At 27.5% G+C, this 26,738-nt stretch carries 31 protein-coding genes and 1 rRNA gene; 17 read left to right on the top strand and 15 right to left on the bottom strand.

The features are described from left to right. Positions 1-69: 69 nt before the first annotated feature. Positions 70-1,584 (bottom strand): 16S ribosomal RNA (locus tag ACH5BK_RS05560). Positions 1,585-2,097: 513 nt separating this feature from the next. Between ACH5BK_RS05560 and ACH5BK_RS05555 the strand changes: the two genes are divergently transcribed. The 3 genes from ACH5BK_RS05555 to ACH5BK_RS05545 are packed head-to-tail and all read left to right on the top strand — an operon-like array spanning position 2,098 to position 3,971. Then, positions 2,098-2,796 (top strand): Bax inhibitor-1/YccA family protein, encoded by a 699-nt coding sequence (locus ACH5BK_RS05555; protein ID WP_404305268.1) that lies wholly within the window; start codon positions 2,098-2,100, stop codon positions 2,794-2,796. A gap of 55 nt (positions 2,797-2,851) precedes the next feature. Next, on the top strand, positions 2,852-3,244 hold the full coding sequence (locus ACH5BK_RS05550) for a thiamine-phosphate pyrophosphorylase (RefSeq protein ID WP_404305266.1): 393 nt from the start codon (positions 2,852-2,854) through the stop codon (positions 3,242-3,244). A 46-nt stretch (positions 3,245-3,290) separates the two neighbouring features. Further along, on the top strand, positions 3,291-3,971 hold the full coding sequence (locus ACH5BK_RS05545) for a Bax inhibitor-1 family protein (RefSeq protein ID WP_404305264.1): 681 nt from the start codon (positions 3,291-3,293) through the stop codon (positions 3,969-3,971). Here the strand turns inward: ACH5BK_RS05545 and ACH5BK_RS05540 are convergent. Then, positions 3,968-4,660, bottom strand: a complete 693-nt coding sequence (locus tag ACH5BK_RS05540) for a methyltransferase (protein ID WP_404305262.1) — start codon at positions 4,658-4,660, stop codon at positions 3,968-3,970. The genes ACH5BK_RS05545 and ACH5BK_RS05540 overlap by 4 nt on opposite strands. Positions 4,661-4,732: 72 nt before the next feature. On the opposite strand from ACH5BK_RS05540, the gene secG reads away from it, so the two are divergent. Genes secG through ACH5BK_RS05510 form a run of 6 tightly spaced genes read left to right on the top strand, consistent with a single transcriptional unit; the run spans position 4,733 to position 8,777 of the window. Then, entirely contained in the window at positions 4,733-5,083 is a 351-nt protein-coding gene (gene secG, locus ACH5BK_RS05535) for a preprotein translocase subunit SecG (protein ID WP_404305260.1), read from the top strand. Between the two features lie 20 nt (positions 5,084-5,103). After that, complete coding sequence (locus ACH5BK_RS05530) at positions 5,104-6,045, top strand: polysaccharide deacetylase family protein (protein WP_404305258.1); 942 nt, start codon at positions 5,104-5,106, stop codon at positions 6,043-6,045. A gap of 10 nt (positions 6,046-6,055) precedes the next feature. After that, complete coding sequence (gene frr / locus ACH5BK_RS05525) at positions 6,056-6,613, top strand: ribosome recycling factor (protein ID WP_404305256.1); 558 nt, start codon at positions 6,056-6,058, stop codon at positions 6,611-6,613. Positions 6,614-6,617: 4 nt separating this feature from the next. Further along, entirely contained in the window at positions 6,618-7,217 is a 600-nt protein-coding gene (gene pyrE, locus ACH5BK_RS05520) for an orotate phosphoribosyltransferase (protein WP_404305254.1), read from the top strand. Then, positions 7,217-7,693, top strand: coding sequence for an RDD family protein (locus ACH5BK_RS05515; protein WP_404305252.1), 477 nt, complete (start codon positions 7,217-7,219; stop codon positions 7,691-7,693). The genes pyrE and ACH5BK_RS05515 overlap by 1 nt, the downstream gene beginning before the upstream one ends. Further along, the gene (locus ACH5BK_RS05510) at positions 7,683-8,777 is read left to right on the top strand and encodes an MFS transporter (protein WP_404305250.1); all 1,095 of its coding nucleotides are present in this window, start codon (positions 7,683-7,685) and stop codon (positions 8,775-8,777) included. The genes ACH5BK_RS05515 and ACH5BK_RS05510 overlap by 11 nt, the downstream gene beginning before the upstream one ends. Here the strand turns inward: ACH5BK_RS05510 and ACH5BK_RS05505 are convergent. The 6 genes from ACH5BK_RS05505 to ACH5BK_RS05480 all read right to left on the bottom strand — a co-directional run bounded on the left by ACH5BK_RS05505 (position 8,774) and on the right by ACH5BK_RS05480 (position 15,049). Further along, positions 8,774-10,030 carry a response regulator gene (locus tag ACH5BK_RS05505; RefSeq protein WP_404305248.1) on the bottom strand — a complete coding sequence of 419 codons (1,257 nt, stop codon included), beginning with the start codon at positions 10,028-10,030 and terminating at the stop codon, positions 8,774-8,776. The two genes, ACH5BK_RS05510 and ACH5BK_RS05505, sit on opposite strands and share 4 nt — an antisense overlap. A gap of 82 nt (positions 10,031-10,112) precedes the next feature. Next, complete coding sequence (locus ACH5BK_RS05500; RefSeq protein WP_404305246.1) at positions 10,113-12,575, bottom strand: PAS domain S-box protein; 2,463 nt, start codon at positions 12,573-12,575, stop codon at positions 10,113-10,115. A 3-nt stretch (positions 12,576-12,578) separates the two neighbouring features. After that, positions 12,579-13,364, bottom strand: coding sequence for a substrate-binding periplasmic protein (locus tag ACH5BK_RS05495; protein WP_404305244.1), 786 nt, complete (start codon positions 13,362-13,364; stop codon positions 12,579-12,581). 110 nt (positions 13,365-13,474) lie between these two features. Further along, complete coding sequence (locus ACH5BK_RS05490) at positions 13,475-14,215, bottom strand: YaaA family protein (protein WP_404305242.1); 741 nt, start codon at positions 14,213-14,215, stop codon at positions 13,475-13,477. A gap of 47 nt (positions 14,216-14,262) precedes the next feature. Continuing rightward, positions 14,263-14,673 (bottom strand): YchJ family protein, encoded by a 411-nt coding sequence (locus ACH5BK_RS05485; RefSeq protein ID WP_404305241.1) that lies wholly within the window; start codon positions 14,671-14,673, stop codon positions 14,263-14,265. Positions 14,674-14,740: 67 nt separating this feature from the next. Then, positions 14,741-15,049, bottom strand: coding sequence for a ComEA family DNA-binding protein (locus tag ACH5BK_RS05480; protein ID WP_404305239.1), 309 nt, complete (start codon positions 15,047-15,049; stop codon positions 14,741-14,743). A 141-nt stretch (positions 15,050-15,190) separates the two neighbouring features. On the opposite strand from ACH5BK_RS05480, the gene ACH5BK_RS05475 reads away from it, so the two are divergent. Next, on the top strand, positions 15,191-15,610 hold the full coding sequence (locus tag ACH5BK_RS05475; RefSeq protein ID WP_404305237.1) for a hypothetical protein: 420 nt from the start codon (positions 15,191-15,193) through the stop codon (positions 15,608-15,610). 5 nt (positions 15,611-15,615) lie between these two features. On the opposite strand, the gene ACH5BK_RS05470 is transcribed toward ACH5BK_RS05475, so the two are convergent. Beyond that, a complete protein-coding gene (locus ACH5BK_RS05470; protein ID WP_404305235.1) occupies positions 15,616-16,263 on the bottom strand; it encodes a Crp/Fnr family transcriptional regulator in 648 nt (215 codons plus the stop codon). Between the two features lie 116 nt (positions 16,264-16,379). Here ACH5BK_RS05470 and ACH5BK_RS05465 point away from each other — a divergent pair, with 116 nt between their 5' ends. Beyond that, positions 16,380-16,730, top strand: coding sequence for a nitrous oxide-stimulated promoter family protein (locus ACH5BK_RS05465; RefSeq protein ID WP_404305234.1), 351 nt, complete (start codon positions 16,380-16,382; stop codon positions 16,728-16,730). On the opposite strand, the gene ung is transcribed toward ACH5BK_RS05465, so the two are convergent. The 3 genes from ung to ACH5BK_RS05450 all read right to left on the bottom strand — a co-directional run bounded on the left by ung (position 16,720) and on the right by ACH5BK_RS05450 (position 20,491). Next, positions 16,720-17,367: a uracil-DNA glycosylase gene (ung, locus tag ACH5BK_RS05460; protein WP_404305232.1), complete on the bottom strand. Its 648-nt coding sequence runs from the start codon at positions 17,365-17,367 to the stop codon at positions 16,720-16,722. The two genes, ACH5BK_RS05465 and ung, sit on opposite strands and share 11 nt — an antisense overlap. Before the next feature lie 65 nt (positions 17,368-17,432). After that, the gene (locus tag ACH5BK_RS05455) at positions 17,433-18,824 is read right to left on the bottom strand and encodes an aldehyde dehydrogenase family protein (protein ID WP_404305231.1); all 1,392 of its coding nucleotides are present in this window, start codon (positions 18,822-18,824) and stop codon (positions 17,433-17,435) included. Positions 18,825-18,841: 17 nt separating this feature from the next. Further along, positions 18,842-20,491, bottom strand: coding sequence for an acetolactate synthase large subunit (locus tag ACH5BK_RS05450; protein WP_404305230.1), 1,650 nt, complete (start codon positions 20,489-20,491; stop codon positions 18,842-18,844). Between the two features lie 216 nt (positions 20,492-20,707). On the opposite strand from ACH5BK_RS05450, the gene ACH5BK_RS05445 reads away from it, so the two are divergent. From ACH5BK_RS05445 to ACH5BK_RS05430, 4 genes are all read left to right on the top strand, one after another. Beyond that, positions 20,708-21,358, top strand: a complete 651-nt coding sequence (locus tag ACH5BK_RS05445; protein WP_404305228.1) for an HAD family hydrolase — start codon at positions 20,708-20,710, stop codon at positions 21,356-21,358. Between the two features lie 52 nt (positions 21,359-21,410). Then, complete coding sequence (locus ACH5BK_RS05440; RefSeq protein WP_404305226.1) at positions 21,411-21,653, top strand: hypothetical protein; 243 nt, start codon at positions 21,411-21,413, stop codon at positions 21,651-21,653. 61 nt (positions 21,654-21,714) lie between these two features. Continuing rightward, positions 21,715-22,140, top strand: coding sequence for a MarR family winged helix-turn-helix transcriptional regulator (locus ACH5BK_RS05435; RefSeq protein ID WP_404305224.1), 426 nt, complete (start codon positions 21,715-21,717; stop codon positions 22,138-22,140). Further along, on the top strand, positions 22,140-23,285 hold the full coding sequence (locus ACH5BK_RS05430) for a multidrug effflux MFS transporter (RefSeq protein WP_404305222.1): 1,146 nt from the start codon (positions 22,140-22,142) through the stop codon (positions 23,283-23,285). The genes ACH5BK_RS05435 and ACH5BK_RS05430 overlap by 1 nt, the downstream gene beginning before the upstream one ends. Positions 23,286-23,303: 18 nt before the next feature. Here the strand turns inward: ACH5BK_RS05430 and ACH5BK_RS05425 are convergent, their stop codons facing one another. Continuing rightward, entirely contained in the window at positions 23,304-23,684 is a 381-nt protein-coding gene (locus ACH5BK_RS05425) for a hypothetical protein (RefSeq protein WP_404305220.1), read from the bottom strand. A gap of 173 nt (positions 23,685-23,857) precedes the next feature. Between ACH5BK_RS05425 and ACH5BK_RS05420 the strand changes: the two genes are divergently transcribed. Then, the gene (locus ACH5BK_RS05420; RefSeq protein WP_404305218.1) at positions 23,858-24,700 is read left to right on the top strand and encodes a bacteriohemerythrin; all 843 of its coding nucleotides are present in this window, start codon (positions 23,858-23,860) and stop codon (positions 24,698-24,700) included. Here ACH5BK_RS05420 and ACH5BK_RS05415 read toward each other — a convergent pair. Both ACH5BK_RS05415 and dksA read right to left on the bottom strand, forming a co-directional pair. After that, a complete protein-coding gene (locus ACH5BK_RS05415) occupies positions 24,693-25,970 on the bottom strand; it encodes a DASH family cryptochrome (protein ID WP_404305216.1) in 1,278 nt (425 codons plus the stop codon). The genes ACH5BK_RS05420 and ACH5BK_RS05415 overlap by 8 nt on opposite strands. A 64-nt stretch (positions 25,971-26,034) precedes the next feature. Beyond that, positions 26,035-26,415 carry an RNA polymerase-binding protein DksA gene (gene dksA / locus ACH5BK_RS05410; RefSeq protein WP_404305214.1) on the bottom strand — a complete coding sequence of 127 codons (381 nt, stop codon included), beginning with the start codon at positions 26,413-26,415 and terminating at the stop codon, positions 26,035-26,037. A gap of 66 nt (positions 26,416-26,481) precedes the next feature. On the opposite strand from dksA, the gene ACH5BK_RS05405 reads away from it, so the two are divergent. Beyond that, positions 26,482-26,673: a hypothetical protein gene (locus ACH5BK_RS05405; protein ID WP_404305212.1), complete on the top strand. Its 192-nt coding sequence runs from the start codon at positions 26,482-26,484 to the stop codon at positions 26,671-26,673. The last annotated feature ends 65 nt before the right edge of the window (positions 26,674-26,738 follow it).

The raw sequence follows: 26,738 nt of genomic DNA, 5'->3' as shown, positions 1-26,738 counted from the left end.
GATATACCCTTTTTTTTGCTATCTTTGATAGCTTTGGAGAAGTTAATCGAATAACTTCTCTCTTCTCTGAAAGGAGGTGATCCAACCGCAGGTTCTCCTACGGTTACCTTGTTACGACTTCACCCCAGTCGCTGAATCCACTGTGGAGGGTAGCTATCTTAGCATCCCCGCTTCGAATGAGTTCAACTCCCATGGTGTGACGGGCGGTGAGTACAAGACCCGGGAACGTATTCACCGTAGCATTGCTGATCTACGATTACTAGCGATTCCAACTTCAAGTAGTCGAGTTGCAGACTACTATCCGAACTGGGAGATATTTTTGAGATTTGCTCCACGTCACCGTATCGCTGCTCTTTGTATACCCCATTGTAGCACGTGTGTAGCCCTGGACGTAAGGGCCATGATGACTTGACGTCGTCCTCACCTTCCTCCTGGTTACCCAGGCAGTCTGTTTAGAGTTCTCAGCCGAACTGTTAGCAACTAAACACGAGGGTTGCGCTCGTTGCGGGACTTAACCCAACATCTCACGACACGAGCTGACGACAGCCGTGCAGCACCTGTATATAAGCTTCTGCAAGCAGACACCTTCTAATCTCTTAAAAGTTCTTACTATGTCAAGTCCAGGTAAGGTTCTTCGCGTATCGTCGAATTAAACCACATGCTCCACCGCTTGTGCGGGTCCCCGTCTATTCCTTTGAGTTTTAATCTTGCGACCGTACTCCCCAGGCGGTACACTTAATGTGTTTACTGCATTACTGCAAGGTCTAGCCTCACAACAACTAGTGTACATCGTTTAGGGCGTGGACTACCAGGGTATCTAATCCTGTTTGCTCCCCACGCTTTCGCGTCTCAGCGTCAATAATGTTCCAGTAGATCGCCTTCGCAATCGGTATTCCTTCTGATCTCTACGGATTTTACCCCTACACCAGAAATTCCATCTACCTCTCCCATATTCTAGGTGAACAGTTTTCAAAGCAGTTCTATAGTTGAGCTATAGGATTTCACTTCAAACTTATTCACCCGCCTACACGCTCTTTACGCCCAGTGATTCCGAGTAACGCTTGCGCCCTCCGTATTACCGCGGCTGCTGGCACGGAGTTAGCCGGCGCTTATTCATATAGTACCGTCATTATCTTCCTATATAAAAGGAGTTTACGCACCGAAATGTGTCATCCTCCACGCGGCGTTGCTGCATCAGGGTTTCCCCCATTGTGCAATATTCCCCACTGCTGCCTCCCGTAGGAGTCTGGACCGTGTCTCAGTTCCAGTGTGACTGATCATCCTCTCAAACCAGTTAGGCGTCATTGTCTTGGTGAGCCATTACCTCACCAACTAACTGATACCGTACAGGCCGATCCTAGAGCTATAAATATTTCCCTTGCAGACTTCTGTCTTAAAGGCATATAGAGTCTTAGCAGTCGTTTCCAACTGTTATCCTCTTCTCTAGGGCACATTACCTATATATTACTCACCCGTGCGCCACTTAGCTGACAAACTAGCAAGCTAGTTCCGTTCTCGTTCGACTTGCATGTGTTAAGCACGCCGCCAGCGTTCACTCTGAGCCAGGATCAAACTCTCCATAATTGAAAAATCTGAAACTGACAATTTTTATTAATTGTTACATTAACAAAACTATCACTCAAAATGTTTTTATAATCTTTTGATTGTAAAAAACTTAAATAGACAAGAATTGTTCTTCTTGTTTTTATATCGTTTATTCTATATTCGGTTTATAAAAATTACTTCTTATTAACCTTCGTTTTTAAAGATCTTAATCTCTTTAGAACTTTTTGTCGTTCCTCTGAAATTGGACGGGAATTATAGACAAATTTCTCCCCTTTGTCAAGAAGTTTTCCTAAATATTAACTTAAATTGCTCAATTTGTAATCCTTTTGTCTTTTTTTCTGCTTTTTACTATGCTTTTATTGGGTTTTTACTTCTCTTTTTCAACTTTTTTTATTTTTTAATATATTTTATTAATTTTCTATTTACTTTTTTATCATAATATATAACTAATTTAATATTAATGTAAATATTAAAGATGTAATTAAACAGTAAGATACTAGAATTACACAAAAAAATATAAAGGATAGAAACATGTATAATAGAGATTATCTTTCTAATGAAACATCTCAATATACACAGGAGTCATCAAAAGCTGAATTAATGAGTTTCCTTAAGGCAACTTATCAGTTATTTGCTGGATCATTATTAGCAGCAACTGCTGGAGCATATATTGGTTTAGAAATAGTTGGTATACTAGCTGGACCTGTTAAGTGGGTATTATTTGCTGTTGAATTAGCATTAATATTCTTTGTAATACCAAGAGTTAAGCATACACCAGGTGTTAACTTAGCTGTATTGTTCTTATTTACATTTATTACAGGTTTAACAATTGCTCCATTACTTGCAGCAATTTTTGCAATGCCTAGTGGTGCTTCTATTGTAGGTCAAGCTTTTTTAATGACTTCTGTAGCATTTGGTGGTATTTCAATGTTTGCAATGACTACTAAAAGAGATTTTTCTTCTATGGGGAAATTCTTATTCATTGCTTTAATTATTATGATTGTAGGAGGTATTTCAAATATCTTTATTCAATCATCTATGTTCCAACTAGTGATTGCTAGTGCTGGTGCTTTATTATTCTCTGCATTCATTTTATATGATACACAGAATATTATCAAAGGTCATTATGATTCACCTATTGAAGCAGCACTATCTTTATATTTAGATTTCTTTAATCTATTTATATCACTATTACAAATTCTTGGAATTATGAATAGCAGTGATGATTAATAACTAACTCCTTTTGGAGTTAGTTTCATCATCATTTATACTATATTAATATAATATGAACTCAAACAAATTAAGACTAATTGACGCAAACTTAAATAGACTACGTGAAGGTATTCGTGTAGTTGAAGATATCTTTAGATATGTTTATAATGATAAAGATACTGCTATTAAACTAAAAAATTTAAGACACTTGGCTAGAACTAATAACTATAATGAACTACTTCAAACACGAGATGTAGCAAACGATGTATTAAGAAGTTCAATTAAAAGTGAACAAAATAGAGATGATTTAAATTCTATTATGATTGCTAACTTTAAAAGAGCACAAGAAAGCTCTAGGGTACTAGAAGAGTTTACCAAACTTACATCTATTGAAGATAGTGAGAACTTTAAATATATCAGATATGAACTTTATAATTTAGAGACTGTTTTAAATAATATTAATTAAGTCTAGTTATAATATAATATATAACTTTATTAATAATGAGGAAGTTATGTATAGGAAAACTGCTAAATTAAGATCTGAAAATATGGAAATAGACTATAGTAATATTTTAAAAAATACTTATTTATTAATGTCTTTATCCCTATTAATTGCAGCTATTGGTGTTTATATTGGTGTTGAATTTATTAAGCATTTTAGTGTAGGTGATAAAATTTTAATACTTGGAATCGAATTTGGACTATTACTTGGAATTTTATTAGCTAAAAATATACCCATTTTTAATATTATTCTTTTATACTCATTTACTTTCACTACAGGTTTATCTTTTGCAGCCATGTTAACAAATCCCTTTCTTCAAATGGGTGCAGATATAATTATTTTTATTCAATTCTTTTTTATTTCATCACTTACATTTATAGCTATTTCATTTTATGCGATAGTTACAGAAAAAGATTTTAATTTTTTAGGTGCTATTCTTACTTCTACATTTTCGATAGTTTTAATAGCGTTTATATCAAATATGTTTATTGGGTCAACAACGTTAGCACTTATAATTGCAGTATGTTTTTCAATATTATTTTGTGCAGCAATTCTTTATGATACACAAGCTATAATAAAGAAAGAAATTGACTCACCAGTTGAAGCTTGTTTAATCTTATATATAAACTTTATTGGTTTATTAAGTAGTCTTAGATTTTTACATTTAGTGTTAAATAAAGATATTAACTAACATAATATAGCTTTAACAAAGATAACTTCAAACTCTAAATAATCTAAGTTATAATCTTTGTAAAGTTTTTTTGCTGTTTTAAAATCCATAGCAGAATTTCCTCCACTAACCCCTGATTTTTTTATATAATCAAATAAATCTTTTTTATTATCAAACTCTAATTTGTACATTATGGTTTCAAATTCACATTTAAAATATTTAGAAAAAGCCTCTTTTATTGAATTTTCATCTAATATAGGTGACTTTGTATTTGATACTTTTTGTATTGTTTTAAATGTATTTGAAGTAAATAATACTGCATTTATTTCATTTGTTATAAAAGATAAATGTTTAACAATTTTTGATAAATCTTTTGACCATTGTAATGCAGATGAAGATAAAACTACATCATATTTATCATCTTTTATCTCTTCTAAAAACTCTTTTGTATCAAAGTCATAGCATTTAACTTGAATATTTTTAGCTTTTGGGTGAAGTTTACACATAGATTCTGAAAAGTCAATAGCTTTATAGTAATCTATATCCCAAGATATTTGTGAAAAAACTTGCCCTGAACCACAACCTAATTCTAATATTTTTTTAGGTTTTGTTTTAAGTTCTCGAACTAGTGATTTTGCACATATTTGCTGTATGATATTATGAGATTGATACTCTTTTGCGTATTTAGAAAATTCATTTTTAACTGACATAAATATCATTTTAACTTTTTATTAATAAGTTTTAGATAAAATATACACCATTTTTCAAAAAGGAAATAGATTATGACATCTACACTGCTAATAGTTCAGTTTGTTTTAGCAATTTTATTAACAATAGTAATCTTACTTCAAAAAAGTTCAAGCATTGGACTTGGAGCTTATAGCGGAAGTAACGAATCATTATTTGGAGCAAAAGGTCCTGGAAACTTTTTAACAAAGGCTACAATGGCTTTAGGACTTGTATTTGTAATCAATACAATTGCTTTAGGATATTTATATAATGAGCAAAGAAATAAGAGTGCAATTGATACGGTTAAAACTGATTCATTAATCCCTCAAACACCAATTCAAAAGACTGAACAAGCTGCTCCAGCAGCACCAGGTTCTGCACCAGTAGTTCCTACAAATAAATAAATATAAAGAATAATAGACTTATGAAGTATCTATTACTTCTTTGTATTTCATATTATTACTTAAGTGCAAATGCACACGTGTTTGTTTATCATAGATTTGGTGATGATAGACATCAAAGTACAAACACTACTCTTAAAGAATTAGAAAAAGAGTTTAAGTATTTTAAAGATCATGGGTATAAAGTTGTACCTATGATAGAAATAGTTAATAAACTTAAAAACAATAAAGAAGTGCCTGATAATTGGGTTGCTTTTAATATTGATGATTCTTATAAAAGCTTTTATAATAACGGGCTTCCACTATTTAAAAAATATAATTACCCTTTTACTTTATTTGTTTATGTTGAAGCAACAGAAAAGAATTATGGTGACTTTATGTCATGGGAACAAATAAAAGAAGCTTCAAAGTATGGTGAAATTGCTTTGCATTCTTATTCTCACAAACATCTTACAAAGTTAAGTACTGAAGAGATTTATGAAGATACAAAATTATCTTACAAAATATTTAAAGAAAAGATGGGCTTTAAACCTAAGGGTTATGTATATCCTTATGGAGAATATGACCAAAGAGTAAAAGATGTAATTAAACAGTTTGATTTTGAATATATTGCTAATCAAAGTTCTGGAAGTGTCAATAAAAAAAGTGATAGATATGATATCAATAGAGTTGCACTAGTTGGTAAAGTAAATTTAAAAGAAAAATTAAAATACAAAACTTTAGAAGCTTCTTGGATTGAACCTAAAACTACACCTAAAGATGGTGTTTTAAGACAAATTAAAGTTAAAGTAAACCCAAATATAAAAAACATGAAATTATATGTTTCTGGATATGGATGGCAGGATATAAAAGTAAAAGATGGTATAATAGACCTCATTTTAAATAAGAAGCTAAAGTTCTCTCGTAATAGAGTAGCTATTAGCCCTGACTACTATACAATTTCAAGTAAATTATTAATTAAATAAAGGAGATTAAATGTTAGAAGAGATTTATGCTGAAACAACTGAGCATATGGAAAAGTCAATTGAGGCTTTAAAAAGAGATTACAAAACATTAAGAACAGGAAAAGTGAATACTGCTATTTTAGATGGTATTTCAATTGATTATTATGGTACACCTACTCCATTAAATCAAGTTGGTTCAGTAACTGCAACAGATGCTACTACAATTGTAATTAACCCATGGGAAAAAAATCTTTTAACTGATGTTGAAAAAGCAATTCAAAATGCTAATATTGGTGTAAACCCAAATAATGATGGTGATGTAATCAAATTATTCTTCCCTCCTATGACTGTTGAGCAAAGACAAGAAACAGCTAAACAAGCTAAAGGTATGACTGATAATGCAAAAGTTGCTATTAGAAATATTAGAAAAAACTCAAATGACAAAGTAAAAGTATTACATAAAGATAAAGAAATTACTGATGATGAGAGTAAAAAAGCACAAGATGAAATTCAAAAAATTACTGATTCTTTCGTGGTTAAAGCTGATGAAACTTTAAAAGCAAAAGAACAAGAAATTTTAACGGTATAATTTAATGAATGTAGAACAAATTTATAAAGATTCAGAAGCTCTACTTGAAGGGCATTTCAAATTAAGTAGTGGAAACTATTCTAAATTTTATTTACAATCTGCAAAAGTTTTAGAAAATCCTAAAACTGCTAAATTACTTGCTGAAGCTTTAGCTGAACAAATTAAAGCTGCTGGTATTAAAGTTGATGCAGTATGTTCACCAGCGCTTGGTGGATTAATTGCAGGGTTTGCATTAGCAACTGCTTTAGATGTAAGATTTATTTTTGCAGAAAGAGTTGATGGTGAAATGACTATTAGAAGAGGTTTTGAAGTTGCTGAGGGTGAAAACTATATCATTTGTGAAGATATTATCACAACTGGTGGTTCTGCTCTTGAAGCTGCTAAACAAGTAGAAAATGCAGGTGGAAATATTATAGCTTATGCAGCACTTGCTAATAGAGGGTTTTGTAGTAGAGAAGGAAGTGATTTACAAAGACAAGAAAATTGTAAACTTCCTTTAGATAAACCACTTTTTGCACTTGATGATTTTACATTTAAAATGTACACTCCTGATGAGTGTGATTTTAAAGATATTGCTTATAAACCAGGTAGTAGAGGTAACTAATGGCTAAATGGAGAGATGTAAAAAAGAATAAAGAGAGAAATCACTTTAATAAAAAACAAGAAGAAGTAAAATCTATCTCTTCTTGTGCATCTCTTAGCTTAAGATTTAAAGCTTTTTTGACAGATGCATTTCTAATTACTACACCAATAACTTATATTATAATGTATTTAGTTTTAGGTGGAGGAGATGAATTTGCGAACAATAGAGCCCTTGGATGGGGATTAATTTTAGGTATAACTTCTATTATTATTACATTTTTCTGGTATGTAAAATTTCAAACTCCTGGGATGAAAGCTTATAGTGTTAAAATAGTAAATGAAAATCTACAAAGAATATCATTTTCTCAAGCTATTATAAGATATATAGCAACGCTTATAGCTATGATTTCTTTCTTTTTAATGTTCATACCTTTTTTTAATAAAGAGAAAAAAACTTTTCAAGATTTAATATCTAAGACTATAATTATTGACGAATAAATTTATTTTTTTTAAACTCTCTGCATTTTATTTTTTTTATTTTGCAGCTGTTGGTGTTTATATAATTTTTTTACCTAAAGTTTTATATGATAGTGGCTATAACTCTTTTGAAATAGGTATTATTTTTGCACTTGCTCCTCTTATGAGATTTGTCACTCCATTTTTATTTTTAAAGCATATAAAACTTAATCAAAATGTTTTCAAAACAGCTTTATTTATGTCTGTAATAAGCTCTTTACTCTTTTATATAACAATTAATAGTTTTTATCTGTTTATGATAAATAATGCTATTTTAGGGGTATGTTTATCTTTAATTCTACCTTTTTTAGAAGTTTCTGCCATAAAACATTTAGGTAAAGAAAAATATGGCAAATCTAGACTATTTGGCTCTATTGGTTTTATGATTATATCACTTGTTTTAGCAAAATTTTTGAGTGAACCTAAAATCGCTCTACACTATTATTTAGCAACAAATATATTAACAGTGATTTTTGCTTTATTACTTATGAGAAATGATGTTGAACATAAAGCACAAGAAAACAGTGAAAAATTCTCTTTTTTAAAATATTGGCCTTTTTGGCTTAGCTTATTTTTTATGCAAATGAGTTTTGGAGGTTTTTATAACTTTTTCACAATTTATGAAACACAACATGGAATAAGTTTAGAAATGACTTCTTATCTTTGGTCATTTGGTGTAATTTGTGAAATACTAATGCTTTATTTCCAAGCACCGCTTTTAAAGAATAATCTTCTATCAATTATAAAATTTTGTGTAGCAATTACCATTACTAGGTGGTTAATGCTTTATTGTTATCCTGATTCACTTACAATTACATTTATAAGTCAAAGTATTCATGCTTTTTCTTTTGGTTTATATCATAGTGCCGTAATAATATATCTTTATTCTTTATATGAAGATAAAAAACTTGCACAGCAGTTTATGTATGGGGTTGCTTATGGACTTGGAGGATTTATTGGTGCGATAATTGCAGGTTGGGTTTATGGAGATTCATTATTTATTTATAGTGCTATTTTTGCTTTTGTTTCTTTTATTAGTCTTTATTTAGTAAGAAGAAATACTTAAGTATTATTTTTTAATTCACTCTCTTTAAAACTTATTACATCTTTTAGATCTTCGATATATTTATTTTTTTCTGTTATTCGTTTTTCTAATTCTAAGACTACTTTCTTTTTTATTTCAACTTCTTTTTTTAGTTCTTTGTTTTCTTCAAGTAATTTATCATTTTCACTTTTTAAATTTATCGCAAGTTTTGAAGCTTTTTTTACTTTTTCATTTGCAGTATTTGTAATATATGTATTCTTTTCTTTTAATGTTTTAAATTCATCTTCATAGTAGTTTAATTGTTTATTTTGAGAATCACATTTTTGTTTCAATTCTAAAATATCTCTATTTAATGAACCTAAATCTATATTTGCATAAGTATTAAGTTGTTCTTCTAAGAGTTTTATTTTTTTCTGACTACTTATATGTTGTTTTTTAGTTTCTTGAATATTTTGAAGTACTCTTTTTTTAAATTCTCTTTTTTCAAGTTCATCATTTGTTGTCAGGAATCTTATCCCAACATATTCAATAATTTCATCTCCTATATCATCAAATATAGGTATAATTGTTGCATTTACATAGTAAGCTGTTCCATCTTTTGCTTTGTTTTTAACTTTTCCTTGCCAAGTATCTCCGTTTTTTATTGTTTTCCAAAGTTCTTCAAATGCTGCTCTTGGCATATCTGGATGTCTTACAATATTATGTGGTTTACCATATAATTCTTCTCTTGTATATTGTGCCATTTCACAAAATATATCATTAGCAAATATAATTTTTCCCTTTGTATCTGTTTTTGATACAATAGCTACATTATCAATAGCATTTAAGTACTTCTCTAATTCTTTTTTTTGCTTTATTATTGTGTCTTGCTGATGGAAGGAGTGAGTTGTTTTATAGACTTTATCTAATAATATTCTAATATCTGTAGGCTTTAAAATATATGCTGTTGCGTTATGAGTTATGGCATTAAGTAAGTATTTTTCATCTGTATAAGCAGTTGTAAAAATAAAAGGTATTTCTTCACTTCTGATTCTTATTTCTTTTAGTAAATCAATACCATCTAAAATAGGCATATTAATATCACTAATTATGGCATCAACTCTTTGATTTTTACTTATTAACTCATCATATAAAGTAAGTGCCTCTTGTCCATTTCTACAAATATGTAATTCTTTAAATAGTTTCTCAATTGAATTAGCAGTTTGTTCTCTAACTATATCATCATCTTCAACATATATTACTGTTAAAAGTTTAAGAAAATCTATTTTATCCATATTTAATCCTTTCTGAACATATAAGCATAACATAAATTAGCACCATAAAAGTATTATTTTATTTTAATTTATCTAATTTTTATTAATTTCTTATAGGTATAACTATTTCAAAACATGCACCAGTATATGTTTTTTGATTATATTCAAATTGAATATTATAACACTGAATTGTTCCATTCATGTGATTTACAATAATCTCCCTACTCATATAAAGTCCTATTCCTGTGCCTTTTGATTGATGTTTAGTAGTAAAATAAGGTTCAAAAACTCTATCAATTATTTTTTCATTGATCCCTCCACCATTATCAATTATTTTGATATTTGCCATTGAATCTTTTTCTTCAACCTTTATCCATATAACTTTATTATTTAATTTACTTTGTTCTAAAATATCTCTTGAGTTATTGAATATATTTAAAAAAACTTGAATTAATTCATTTTCTATACCTAAAATATTTATTCTTTCTATATCTTTTTTTATATTTATTTCTCTATTTTTTAGTTTTGAACTAATAAGTTTTAAACTTTTATCAAAAGATTTTTGAATATTAAAAATAGATTTAGGTTTATCTGTTCTTAAAAAATCTCTAAAGTCTTCTATTGTTTGAGATAAATATTGTGAAGCATCATTTATTTTTCCTAATTCAATAATTTCATCTTCTTCTTTACTAACTCCTAACTCTTTTTTTAATTTAATTCCCGTTGAAATTGTTGAAATTATAGAAAGTGGTTGTCTCCACTGATGGGCTATGTTTTCAATCATTTCACCCATAGCAGCCATTTTTGATTGCTGATGAAGCATTTGTTCTTGCTCTTTTAATTTTTCTTCTTGTCTTTTTTGATTGGTAATATCTGAAAAAATTCCTATATAGTTTTTTACTTTATTTTCTTCATCATATACTACACTTATAGTAATATACTCATTATAAAGCTCACCATTTTTCTTTTTATTTACTAGATTACCTTCCCAAAAACCAAACTCATTTATATCTTTCCACATAAGTTTATAAAACTCTTCATCATGAAGCCCTGATTGTAAAACTGTAGGAGTTAACATAAATATATCATCTAAAGAATAACCTGTAGATTTTTCAAAAGCACTATTTACATTTATAATATTTGTTTCTTCATCAGTAACAATAATACCATCATGAGCATTTTGGAAAACAGTATAAGCCTGCTTTAATTGCTCCTCTTTTTGCTTTTTCTCTGTGATATCTAAACTTAATGCTACTAACTCCAAACTTCCATTATTATGTAGAGGAACTAATGAAAACTCTATAATTCTTTGTTCATTATTTTTATTATTTATTTTCAATTCTCTTTGAGGAATATGTTTTAAAAGATTTTCATTTAATATCAAGTTTTTTATATAATCTTTTTCTTCTTTTTCCCAACAAGACAATTCCCAAAACTTCTTTTTCAAAGTTTGATTCTCATCTTCTTTTAAGTAACTCAAACATTTATTATTTACCTGAACTATACTTCCATCATTTTTCATTATTGCACCAAGAAAAATTGTTTGTTCAAATAAGATTTGAAACTTTTTTTGTTCTTGTATTTGCTTTTGTTGAAATTTACGCTCTCTTTCATTTTCTAACTGATACTTATAAATTAAAGCTATAACTAAAATTGCACTTACTATTACTAAAGAAACTATTAAAATAGAAATATTAGAGGTTTTATCCTCCCAATCTTTTAAAGTCTCTTCTAAATTTATTCTAATAGCTATATTTAAAGGAAAAACTTCTGCTAGTTTATATGAGGTAATGTATTGTTTTTCTCCTAATTTTTCGATTCCCCAAGATTGAGATTTATCTAAAGAAATATTATAAAGTTTACTTTTTTTAATAAGTTTTCCAGGTAAAGTATCAGCTCTTGATGAAAAAAGTAAAAAACCATCAATTCTAAATAAATCTATATGAGCAAAAGAACTATCAAGATTATCTATATATCTATTAATAAAATATTCACTATTTATATTAACTAGCACATAAAACCTTTTTCCTTGTATTTCAAAATACTTAATCAAGGGAATAAAAGATAAATCAGTCTTACTAGTTTTTTCCTCATCTAATTGTGTAACATTTAAACCATCAATTAAATCTCTGCCAATCCAAGGAATTCCAAATCTTAATACAGACTGATTAAATAAAGGCTTTGGATAAAAATCATTTAGTTCAATATGTAAACCATCATTCATCTTATTTGAACTATAAATCACATTTTGATTTGTATCTAAAATATTAATTGATCTAATAAAAGGATTATTAAATAAAATCTTGTTTGATTTTAAATGTAAAGAATTAAAATCTTCTTCTTTATTAATTACAGATATCAAATTTGATATTAAAAGATTAATATTATTATAAGACTGTGTTACTTGATCAGATAGAGTATTTGCATGTAGTTTAGCAATTTCTAAGTGTGTTTTTATTGCCTCTTCTTTTAAAAAAGACAAAGATGAAATTATAGTAGTAAGTACTGTTATTATTAAAACTATTGAAAGTATTAATGTTTTACCTAAAGATGAAAGATTTTTCATTTATTACTTCAAATTAACAATAGGTGCTAATCCATTTTGTTTAGCTAAATTTAAAAGTCTTCCATCTTTTCTAATATCTGAAATAAACTTTTCAACTCTTTTATAAAATAAATCATTTCCATAAGCTAAAGCCCAAGCATAAGGTGTTTTATGATAAGTAGTTTTAGGAATAATCAATTTAGCCCATGAAGTCTTAGCAAGCATTCTTTTTCCAAAAGGATAATCAGTCATAAAAACATCAGCCCTTCCTGCTCTTACTGCTTCTTCTCTTGCTTTAAAACTATTCAATACAAGTAGCTTTGCTTTTTTAAGTTTTTTCTTCATTACTGGCTCATGATAAGTCCCTTTTGCTACGGCCACAACCATACCTTCTGTATCAATATCATCCCAAGTTTTAACTCTTTTATTATTTTTTGTAGTAATTGCATAAATATCACTTGATAAATGTGGTGTTGTAAATCTAATTTGTTCTCTTCTTTCTTTTGTATTACCTATAGCAAACATAGCAATATCACATTTATCACTTTTAATATCTTTTATTAAAGTAGCAAAAGAACTTGGAATATATTTTAAAGTCACATTTAGATCTTTTGCTAATTCTTTTGCTAAATCACTATCAATTCCTACAAGTTTTTGTGTTCTTATATCTAAATATGAAATACCATAATATTCTGGCCAAATACATACTTTTATTTCATTACTTTTTTTTATAGATTCTAGTTTATTAGCATTTAAGCTTGATAAGAAAAAACAAACTATAATTAAATACATAACTTTTTCTAATTTCATAGTAAACCTTTTTATAAACTTACATTAAATATACATATAGTATTGCCAAATATATGTAAATAGCACTTTAAATAAAAAATAAATACTTATATTTTACAATACACTAATATTTAATTACTTATCTCCATAATCACTAGTTTAATATTTTTTTTCTCTTGAATCTCTACTAACTTTAAACCTTCAATTGTTGTTTCCATAAAATTAGAAATTGATGAAATATTATTTTTTGCTAAATGTTTTAATAAAACACCTCTATAATGCTTTGCCCAATGGCTTACAACCTTGCCATCTTTTATAAATTTAAATGTTAGAACATTTGCATTTTTTACTTTATAAAATTTTTCATAATGTCCTGCTCTTAAATCTATAACTTCTTCACCTATATACTCATCTAAAGCCTTAGTAAAATTCTCTAAATAAAACTTTTCTACTACAATATCAGGTAGTTTTGCACCTTGTTTATACTTATAGTCAGGAATTAAATCATCTGCTTTAATTGGTCCAAAAAGATTTGAAAATAAAATTACATTTTCGTCTATATATTTTTGAGATTTTTTATCTAAGCTTTCATACTCTATTGCATCAAAAGCAACACCATTATATCTTTGAATTGCCTTCATCGTTGGTTTATCTTTTAAAGTTTGTTTATATCTTTTCACTTCATCTAAATTTTTTAATCCAAACCATTTTGACAACTCTTCAATACTAGAAGAATCTAATAATTTTTCGTTTTTATTAAAAATCTCATCTCTTTTATCAAAAAGTTCTTCTAAAAAGAAGTTTTCTTTACAATAAGACTTTTGTGTTCCACCACTATTTTTCGTTTCTGCTGGTGCTAATAAAATTTTCATTTTTTACCTTTTAAATAATTTTTATAAAGTCACTTTTAGCTTAAGTATTAACTAAGTTCTCCACTATGATATAACCATTGATTATCTATTTTTAAAAATTTACTTTTTTCTAAAAATGAAGCATCTTGTAAGTTTTGTTCTAATATTGCTTGAAATGTTACATAAGCTTCATTTTCTTTTTCAATGAACTCATGAATAATTAAGCCTTTAAACTCTGTATTTTTTGAAAATTGCTTTATTGATAAAGTCCAGGTATCTATATCATCTGTATAATCAATATTTTGAGGATGTGTAGTTTTTATAATATATTTACTATCTCCAACTACAAAAGCTGAATATCTTGATTTCATCAGTTCTAGTGCCGTTTTAGCAAAAGAACCATTATGAAAAATTTTACAACATTTTTTATATTTTTGAGAAGAGCCACAAGGGCATAAACTATTTGCAGATATTTTCAAAAGCAACCTTTAATTTATGATTAAAGGATTTTAACATAAGCTAACTTAGTAGGTTTTACCTACTAAGTTATTTTTTACTTACTTGATTTTCTTTTTTATTAACTTTTAAAGTTTTCACTTTTTGTTTTTGTTTCATTTTTGAAACTTTCTTATTTCCTTTTACATTAGAAATAATAGTAGGTCCAAAACCTTTTATACTTTTTAAGTCATCAGCACTTTTTATTTTATTTGTTTTTCTATATTGAATAATCTGCTCTGCTTTTTTAGGTCCAATTCCTTTTATAGACATCAACTCTTGCTTAGATGCTGTTTGTAAATTTAAAGCAGCAAATAAAAATGATGTACTTAACATCAATAAAACTAACAATCTCTTCATTTTAATCCTTTTAAATAATTTATTAAATTATACCTATATATTTATAAATAAAGTTTTAAATTATTAAATATTTGTTTATATGTAGATAAATAAGCTTTTTTTTGTATAATAATTCAATAAAATTATGACACAAGGAAGCAAATGTCTACACCATTTCCATTAGAACTAGTATCAAACTTTTTATCAATTGTTTTACTTATTGCACTATTTTATAAATATCTACAATATAAAAAAAATATTGATGTTATAAAAGGTTTAGATAAATTAAAAGATGAAAAGAAAATTAGACTTGAAGATTATCAATATATTAGAAGTAATGAAAAAGAATATAAAGATAAACTTGAAAAAGCCGTTGGAAATATCAAAATTGCCCAACCTGTTTTTATTATAATTGCGGGGGTTTTAATACTATCATTTGAATTTCAAGAAGCAATGATTCACTTAAATGTAGTAGTTGTAGCATTTATTTTTATGCAAGTTGATAGAATTCATAAAAGAAATCTTTATTCATTTTTAAGAGAATTAAGAAAAGAAACTAAAAATCAAGTAGAGCAAGAATAAAAGCTCTAACTTGAAACGAAATCACTTAATTTTTCATGATCAAGTATCTTAATAAAACCCTTTTCATTTTGGATAATTTCATCTTTTTTTAATTTTGAAATTTTTCTTGAAAAAGTCTCAGGTGTTATATTTAGTAACTGAGCTATTTTAACTTGTTTTAAATTTTTTAATAAATTTTCATTATCCAATAAAAATTTAGCAATTTTTTCTATACTATTTGAACTTATATTATAAGAAATAAAACTTTCTAAAGCTTTTATTTTTTTTGTCAATGATTTAATAAAAAACATTGAAATTTCTGGTTTTAATAAAAATTCTGCTTTAAATTTTTCATAATCAATCAATAAAACTTCTGCACTAGTTTCAAAAGCACAATTTGCAGGGAAGCCTATTTCTTCATAATTTGCTATCTCTGCAATTAAAGAAGGTGGCATTAAATTATGTATCACTACCTCATTATCTTTATGATCATGTGTATAAAGTTTTACTATTCCTTTTAAAAGAACATGTAAAAACTTTGGTTTATCCCCTTTATAAAAAAGTATTTCATCTTTATTAAAATATTTTTTCACAGAAATTTCTTTTAGTCTTTCAAGCTCTTCTTCTTTTAAAAAACTAAAAAGATAAAAATCTTCAAACTCTTCTCTTTTCATTTTCTCTCTTTTTATTGATAAAAATCAATGTTTATTTTTCTATAATATGTAACAATTATAATAAATTTATTTAAATAAGACAAATTTTACCTTATTTTACCTAAAGGCTTATTTCCATGACTAATGAGAAGTTTGATATTGAAATTAAAACATTAGAAGAATTTTTTAAGGTTTATTGTAAAAATCATCATATAAAGCAATATCAAAAAAACATATCTTTAGAATATAAAGAAAAAATATTTAATATATCTTTAAACTTATGTGAAGAATGTCATGAGGCAATTAATTATTCCTTTGAAAGACTTCAAAATTGTCCCCATGAAATTAAACCTAGATGTAGAAAATGTCCTAATCCTTGCTATGAAAAATCAAGATGGAAAAATATTGCAAAAGTTATGAGATATAGTGCTATAAAACTTAGCCTAGTAAAAACAAAGCAAAAAGTTAAAAACTTTTTTACCAGTTAATTTGCTTTCTTCCTATTTTCTCTAAAATCTCATTAGTTTTTGAGAAATGTTTACAACCAAAAAAACCTCTATAAGCTGATAGAGGACTTGGATGAACCCCTTTTAATATATGATGTTTTGAAATATCTATAATTTTTTCTTTTTTTATAGCACTACTTCCCCATAGAATAAACACTATATCATTACAGTTTGCACTTATAAATTTGATTAAATTATCTGTAAAGATTTCCCACCCCATTTTATGATGTGATTTTGCTTTTGATTCTTCTACTGTTAAAATTGCATTAATTAATAAAACACCATCTTCTGCCCATGAAGTTAAATCTCCATGCTCACAAGTTGAAGCTTTACCTAAATCTTCTTGTATTTCTTTAAGCATATTTCTCATTGATGGAGGGTTTTTAATCTCAACTGGCGTTGAAAAGGCTAAACCTTGTGCTTGCCCTACTCCATGATAAGGGTCTTGTCCTAAAAGTACAACTTTTGTATTTTCTAAAGGTGTTAAACTAAAAGCATTGAAAATTTTATCTTTTGGAGGGAAAACTGTAGTTGTTTCATAAGCTTTATTTACTTGGCTTATTAAGTTTTGATAATACTCTTTTTTTTCTTCTTCTTTAAAAAAATCATCCCAAGTCATGTATATTCCTATAAATAATTTAATTAAACTAAGAGTTAAACTCTTAGTTTAAAATATTTCGTATCTTATAATACAGGAGATTTAATTACCATTAATTTTTCGTTACTCATCTCTTCCATAGAGTTTAAAATACCTCCAAGTCCAAGTCCTGAAGCTTTTGCTCCTCCAAATGGCATCCAATCAACTCTAAATGCAGTATGGTCATTTACCATCACAGCAGTTCCATTTAATCTTTTTACAGCTTTAAGTGCTGTATCAATATTTTTTGTAAATACTGCTGCTTGGAAAGAAACCTCTAAAGCATTTGCTCTATCAAAAGCTTCTTCAATATCACTGTATGAGTAAATACAAACAACAGGTCCAAATACTTCTTTTGTAGATACTAAAGCATCATCTGCAGGATTTAAAATAACTGTTGGTTCAAAACAAGAATCAGAAATTCTTGAACCACCTGTTAAGATTTTCCCACCTTTAACAACTGCTTCTTCTACCCAAGATTCTACTCTATCAACTTCTGCATTATTAATAAGTGGACCTACTTCTGTTTTTTCATCTAGTTGATTACCAACTACAAGTTTTGAAGCGTAATCACTTAATTTATTTGCTACCTCATCAACTATATCTTCATGCACATATACTCTTTGAACAGATACACAAACTTGTCCTGCATGATAGAAACCACCCTTTCCAATAGAAGGTATTAAGTCTTCAATATCAGCGTCTTTTTCAACTATTACAGGTGCAACTCCACCATGCTCAAGTGCAACTCTAGTACCTTTTGCTACTTTTGAATTTAAATACCAACCAACATCACCAGAACCAATAAATGTTAAGAAATTTACTTTTGGAGAAGTAGCTAATAATTCACCTGCATTTCTATCACAAACAACTGCTTGAGCCCAACCTTTAGGAAGGCCTGCTTCTTCTAAGATTTCAACTAATCTAATAGCTGACATAGGTGTCTGTGTTGCTGGTTTAATAATAACAGGACAACCAACAGCAAGTGCTGGAACTACTTGATGAACAGCTAAATTAAAAGGATGGTTAAAAGCAGAAATTGCAGCAACCACTCCAATTGGTTCTTTAAAAGTATATGCCATTCTATTTACACTACTTGCTGTATGTCCCATAGCTATTTCTTTACCTTCATGAGCACCTAAATGCTCAATAGCAAGTTTTACACCATTTATAGCTCTATTTACTTCTACTTGTGAATCTATCCAAGGTTTACCACCCTCACTAGCACAAAGTTTAGTAAGTTCATCAACTTGTGAACTCATAATCTCCATTGCTTTTTCTAAGATTTCAATTCTTTTATGTTTTGGTAAAGCATTTTTATGATCTAAAAAAGTTGCTTGTGCTAAATCTATAGCCTCTTGAACTTCTTGTGTTGTGCTAAATGGAACTTCTCCAACTTTGCTTCCATCATACGGTGATGTTACTTCAATTTTACTCATTCTTTCTCCTTCTATTATTATATTAAACACTCTTTTTTTGCTAATAATTCATTTAAAATTGTATGATTTAGTGAATAATCAACTGCTAAATCTATTAAATGTACACCTTTCCCATTTACACACTCATCTAGTGTTTTCTCGAACTCTTCACAAGAAGTAGGTCTATGTCCAGTAGCTCCATAAGATTTTGCATATTGAACAAAATCAGGATTATCTAAATCTAAACCAAAAGTATCAAAGCCCATTCCTGTTTGTTTCCACTTAATCATTCCATAAGCATTATCATTTAAAATAATTACAGTTAAATCAAGTTTTAGTCTAACAGCTGTTTCTAATTCTTGAGAGTTCATCATAAACCCACCATCTCCACAAACTGCTACTACTTTTTTGTCTGGATTTACCATTTTTGCAGCCATTGCTGATGGAAGTCCTGCTCCCATAGTAGCTAAAGCATTATCTAATAAAAGCGTATTAGATTGAGCACATCTATAGTTTCTTGCAAACCAAATTTTATATACTCCATTATCTAAAGTTACTATATCTTCATGATCTAATGCTTGTCTAACAACTCTTACAACCCTTTGAGGAAGAATTGGGAATCTATTATCACCAAAATATTTATTTAGATGTGTTTTTATCTCTTTTACCATTCTTTTATAATAATCAAAATCCCAATGGTCCTGAACAGAAATAGCAGTTGTTAAAGAGTTTATACTACTAGCTATATCTCCTAATACATCAAGTTGAGGGAAATAAGTATCATCTACATCAGAAGCAAAGAAATTCACATGAATTACCTTCGTTCCATCTTCACTGTTATCCATAAAAAATGGTGGTTTTTCAATTACGTCATGTCCTACATTTATGATTAAATCTGCTCTATCAATTGCACAATGAATAAAATCATCTTGTGATAGTGCTGCTGTACTTAGACATAATTTGTGATTTTCATCAATTACACCTTTACCCATTTGTGTTGAAAAGAAAGGAATTCCAGTTTCATTTACAAAATTTGTAAGTGCATTTCCAATTCTATTTCTATTTGCTCCTGCACCAATTAGAAGAAGTGGTCTTTTTGCTTTTTCTATCATTCTTACTGCATCTAAAATCACATCTTTATTTGCATGAGGATATTTTAAATCTCTTACAGGATAAATATTATAATCAACTTCTTCTTCTGCTATATCTTCTGGTAATTCAATAAGTGCAGCTCCTGGTCTTTCTGTTGTTGCTACTTTAAATGCTTCTCTTACCATAGATGGAATATTGTTTCCATTTACTACTTGTTTTGAATATTTAGTCATAGGTTTCATCATATTTACAATATCTATAATCTGAAATCTACCTTGTTTTGATTTTTTAATAGGCTTTTGCCCTGTAATCATAAGTATAGGCATTCCACCTAGTTGTGCATAAGCTGCACTTGTAGCAAAGTTTGTTGCTCCTGGGCCTAAAGTTGATAAACATACTCCAACTTTTCCAGTAAGTCTTCCATAAGTTGCAGCCATAAATCCTGCTGCTTGTTCATGTCTTGTTAGTATAAGTTTAATTTTGGATTGTCTTAACGACTCTAATAAATCTAAATTCTCTTCACCTGGTATTCCAAAAATATACTCAACACCTTCATTCTCTAAAGCTTTTACAAATAAATCTGATGCTTTCATCATTTATCACCTTGTTTTAATTATATAATTGATAATCATATTCAATATCTATTAAACCTTTTCTTAATAAACCCCTTTTATAAGAAAAAGTACCTAAAGTGTTTCAACCTTCATCTATTTGCTCTCCCATAAGTAATATTATAACACCTTTTTTTTAATTTATACAAAGTTAAATATTTTTTATATAGTATTGATTGTATAAATATAAAAAGGACTATTTTGAAAAATAAAGCCATAATTTTTGACCTTGATGGAACATTAATAGACTCATTAGAAGATATTGCTATGTGCATGAATCAAGTCCTCATCGAATTAAACCTACCACATCATAGATTAAATGATTATAAAAACTTTGTAGGTGGAGGAATTGATTTTTTAGTAAATAATGCTTTACATGAAGATACAAGTGAAGAAATAAAAGAACAAGTTACAAATAGATTTAAAGTTGTTTATGACCAAAAGCTCCATGCTAAAACAAAACCTTATGAGGGAATTTATGAATTACTAAAAGAGCTTGAGAAAAGAGATTATAAAATAGGGATTTTATCAAATAAACCTCATGAATTTACTATTGCTTATACAAAATCACTATTTTCTCAATTTGACATAAAAGAAATACATGGTCAAAAAGCACATATTGAAAAAAAACCAAATCCTACAGCAGCAATTGCTATTGCTAATAGCTTTAATATACCTTGCGAAGATATTTATTTTGTAGGAGATACACAAGTTGATATGCAAACAGCAAAAAATGCTAATATGAAAGCTATTGGTGTTCTTTGGGGATTTAGAACAAAAGAAGATTTAGAACAAAGCGGTGCAAACTATTTAGTAAAACACCCTTTGGATATTTTGAATATTATAAACTAAAGTAGTATTTCTACTTTAGTTTAAATGCTATAATAAATAAAAAGAGATAACAATGAATACAAAATACAAACCTGTAGCTTGTCATTTTTATGATGAACTTGAAAGTGCAGCTGTTAAAAGAACTCTAAATAAAATCATTTTTATAAATGATAAAAATCAAGAAGAAACAATTGAGGATTTAATTGTTGATTTTAAAACTATTAAAAAAGAAGAATTTGCTATCTTAAAAAGTGGTTTACAAATAAGACTTGATAAAATTATTAATTTTAATGAACTTAATCCCAAAGATTACTAACATTTTATTTTTTTAAAAGGTTGTATATGCAACTATTGCATATACATTTTAAAGGAATATAATGAAATATGAACTTCATCAATCAATTGGTTTTAAAATAAACCAAACAGCTAATAAATTAAATAGTAAATATTCACAAATATTACAAAAATACGATATAGCTCCTGAACAAAGAGCAACTTTAGAAATTATAAAATATGAAAAAGATGTAAATCAAACTATGCTTTCTAAAATGCTTGGAAAAGATAAAACTACAATAAGTCGAGCTCTTAGAACTTTAGAAAAAAAGGAATTAATTATAAAACATCCAGTAGATAGAAGGACAAATCAAATTAAATTAAGTATAAAAGGTGAGCAAGTACTAGAAGAGAGTCAAAAAAATGTAAAAGCTTTTAGACAAAGTATTATAAAAAATCTTTCAAATGAAGAGTTCAAACTTCTAAACTCTTTACTTGAAAAAGTAGCTTCTAATGTAGAGTGTAACTAATGAGAAAATCTATTAATCATATATATCTTATTATTTTATTAGCTACTTTATCTTCTGTAGCACCTATGGGAGTTGATACTTACCTTCCTTCAATTCCTGAAATATCAAAATATTTTAATGTAAGTATTGAAAAAATCGAATTATCTTTATCTATTTTTCTAATAGGGTTTTCTATTGGACAAATTTTTGGTGGGCCTATTTCAGATAGATATGGAAGAAGAATAGGTTCAATTACAGGACTACTTGGTTTTAGTTTTTTTAGCTTTCTTATAATCTTTTCATCAAATATATACGAATTATGGACATATAGATTTCTTGAAGCCTTTTTTGGAGGAATTGTAGTAGTAAATGCAGCAGCAAGTGTAAGAGATAGATTTCATGGAAAAGAAGCTGCAAAAGTATTTTCTCTTATGGGAATGGTAAGAAGCGTAGCACCTATGATTGCACCATTTATTGGAGCTTTTATAATTCACTTTTTTACTTGGAAAGCAGTATTTGTATTCTTAACTATTTATCCTTTAGTAATAGCATTTTTAGTTTATAAAGATTTAAATGAAAGTTTCACATATATAAAACAAAATATATTTACATCATTTAAAAGTGTGTTAACACATAAAGAAGCAGTAAAATATATGCTTGTTTTAGGCTTATCTTTTGGTGGTTTTTTCATACTTATTTCAAAAAGTTCTTTTATCTATATAGAGCATTATAATATCTCTACAGATTATTTTCCCTTCTTTTTTGGAATAAACTTTGTAGTATTAATGGGTTTAATTAGAGTAAATGTACGTTTACTTAAAAGCTTTACTCCTAAGCAAATAGTAAAACTTGCACTAGCCATTCAAATATTATCAGGTTCACTTTTTATTTTAAACTATGAAACTATTCCCTTAGCATTTACTGTAATTTTAATAGCATCTTATATGGGAGTTATGGCTTTTGTTTTTGGTAACTGTTTAGCTTTAGCAATTGAATTTTTCCCAAAAAATGCAGGAGTTGCCTCTAGTGTTATAGGAGTTTTACAGTTTGGATTGGGAGCTTTAGTATCATCTATATCATTGAGTTTTACAGATCATACTTTTTTACCTATTGCTATAAGTATAACAATTTCATCAATTTTAGCTATTTTACTTTTAAGAAAATAAGTATAAAGTCACTAGACTTTATACTTCTAAATCAAAAAAAAGTTCCTCTGTTTTTTGATATTTAGCCACTGAACATGAAATTTTTACTGCATTATCATAATCTTTAAATTCATCTAAAAATAGTTTTTTTAGTTTTTCTACATCGGCTGTTCTAAAAATAAAATATCCTAAAATATTTGTACTTCTTGAACCTTGTTTTTCTATACCATAACTATCAAATTTCCAATGAACACCTTTTGAAAAGAAAAATACCTCTTTAATTCTTTTTTTTAAGTCTGATCTTACTGAATCATTGAACTCTTTTAAATGTACATAAAAAGCTACATTTGTATTAAATTCATCTTGAACTAACTTTTTTTGACTATCTGTAATTGGTTCTTGTATCATTTCACCACTCATAAAATACCTTTTAATTTACTATAATAATTTTGTAATTATATACAATAAAAATAAGAATAAGGATAAAAAGATTACTTAATTAAAAAATTAATACAATTTAACTATTTTATTTTATTATTATTTTAAAATCTTGTTATATAATAGTATTATCTTTTATTAAAAGGATATGTATTATGAATAATGAAATAGACCTTGATCAACTAACATGGAAAAGTGAATACAATGTTGGAAATTTACAAATAGATAAAGAACATCAACAATTATTTGATTTAGCTAGAAAAGCTTTCAAAATCAATAAAATTAAAGATGAAAAAAATAAACATAAAGAACTAAAAATAATAGTTTCAGAACTTTTTGAATACGTGGGTCATCATTTCTCAAATGAACAAAAATATATGGAAAGAATTAAATACCCTCACCTTCAAGAGCATAAAGAACTACATAAAAAAATGATTAGTATGTTAAAACAGATCATAAAAGATTTTAATGAACTTGAAACATCTCAAATAGAAAAAGAACTCTTTAAATTTATTGATAACTATTTTATTAAGCATATCATTTTAGAAGATAAAAAGATTCAACTTTGGCAAACACCTATGGAAGAATTAAGAAAGAATTTTGGATGGAAACATATTTATAGTGTTAATAATTCAAAAATTGACCAAGAACACAAACAACTTTTTGATATAGCAAAAGAAGCTTTTAAAACAGTTGATGATAAAGATAGAACAAATAAAATAAAAACTATTTTAGTAGACCTTTATGATTATATGAAAACACATTTTAATGATGAAGAAGAATACATGAAAAAAGTTGATTATCCCGAACTAGAAAATCATAAACTTATTCATAAACAAATTATAAAAGAGTTAAATAAATTTGTAAAAAAATTACCAAAAGTAAAAGCAGAAACTTTTGAAAAAGAGTTAGCTATAATTATAGAACTAGTTTTAGTTCAACATATAATTCAAGAAGATAGAAGAATTATTAAATGGCAACAAAATAAAACTATTTAATATGAAAAACCTCTTCTTTAACTTTTTGAGCTAACTTTTCATAGTTGATATTTTTCATATTTTGTTTTCTATGTAACCAGATATTTATATATTTATCTCCATCATACATACTTGCTTGTTTTAAAGGATCAAAAACTCTATATCTTTTATCATTTCCAACGTAGGCTTGGTATGCGAAGTTACCATAGTTAGAAGCTGGGTTATAATCTACTAAATAGCTTTCAAAAAAAGCTGCACAAACACGCCAATCTAAGCCTAAATTTTTAACAAAATAACTAGCAACTAACTGTCTATTTCTATTTGACAACCAACCAGAACTTTTTAACTCCATAATACTTGCATCTATAATATCAATTCCTGTATTTGCAGTAAAAAACTCATCTAAACTTTTTCTATCAGTTCTAAAAGTAAAGTCTATGCCTTTTATCCCAGACTTTAAAAAAAGCCTATTTTGAGAATATAACATTACTAAATGAAAAAAATCTCTCCATAAAAGCTCAAAATAAATCCAATAAGAAGATTGACTTTGATAACCTCTTCTTTCTTCTTCTTTTAACCTATAATAAATCATTCTTGCTGATATATTACCTACTGATAAATAAGGTGAAAACTTAGTAGAGTTATCAAAACCACTCATAGCATTTCTAGTTTCTTTATAGCTATGGATATTATTCATATAATCTTCTAATCTCTGTTTAGCTCTATGTTCACCTGCTTTAAAAAATATGGCATTTTTAGGGTATGTAATCATAGGTTTACTAAACTGCACTGATTCAAACTCTACTGTTTTAACTCTATTTGGTAATCCTAAGGGTTTTGGAATTTCTAATTTTTCAGCTTTGTTTCTAAAATGACTAAAACTTTTTGTAAAATCAAATTTAAATGGTTCAATCATAGTCTGATTAAAATAGCTTTTATGTTTATATCTTGTAAAAACTTTTTGTAAGTTTTGTTCTTCAAAACCTACTTCTTCATCAAAATAAATACTTATATCAAATTTTTGGGATAGTTTAGCTAGTGTACTTGAAAAATCATTTGTAAAGCACAAATTTATACCATACTGATGTAAAGAATCTTTTAAAGTTAACAACGAATCCTTTACAAAGGCTTCTCTATATTTCTCACACTTTTTAAATCCATAGAGATTACCTTCTAAAATTTCAAAACTATAAAGTCCTAAAACTCTATCATTGCTTTTTGTGGCATAAAATAAACTTGGGTTGTCTTCTATTCGAAGATTATTTCTAAATATAACTATGGCTAACTTCATAGAAATATTTTAATATAAATCCCTTTTAATTGATAGGGCAAAAATGTCTTTCAAAAGTATTTATTTATGCGATTGAAACTTTTTCTTTATCTATATAACTTCTACAATCAATACAATATTTTGCATGGGGTTTAACTCTAAGTCTTTTCATTGTTATTTCGCTATCACACATTTCACAAAGGCCTGTATAAGTACCTTTTTCTATTTTAAATAAAGCATGATTTATTAAAGTAAGCTCTTTCATTTGCTGATTTTTAATATGAATGTCATTTGAATAATCTCTACTTGCTGCAGCAAAATCTGCATCATCATTTAAATCCATATTACTTAAAGACTCATGGTCATTAGAAATAGAATTTAAAGTAGCTTCTATTTTTGCTTTATTTTCTAAAAGAAGAGTTTTAACTTCTTCTATATGTTTTTTGCTTAAAGCTCTTTTTGGCATTGTTTTCCCTATAATTTCTTTATATTTTACTATAGTGCAACTTAGTTGCATATAAAGAAAGATCTTATGAATATACTTATAAATTTTATAAAAAAAGCAATAAATGACAAAAACTATATAAATTTTTCCTATGAAAATAAAGTATATAAAAAAATTCAAGCCTTTAAAATTGTAGAAGATAAAACTCTTCATTCAAATAAAGGAACTTTTGAATTATCGAAAGTTAAAAAACTTACTATTTTAAAAGAAAAATTTTGATTTTTGAATATCACTATTTTTTGTGATGGAATTATACTATTTTTATTTGTTATATTGTTATATAT

It is taken from the genome of Arcobacter sp. YIC-80 (assembly GCF_044841725.1).
Taxonomy (GTDB): domain Bacteria; phylum Campylobacterota; class Campylobacteria; order Campylobacterales; family Arcobacteraceae; genus Arcobacter_B.
Note: the sequence above shows the minus strand (reverse complement) of the source record. Positions and strands in the feature narration are given on the sequence as shown.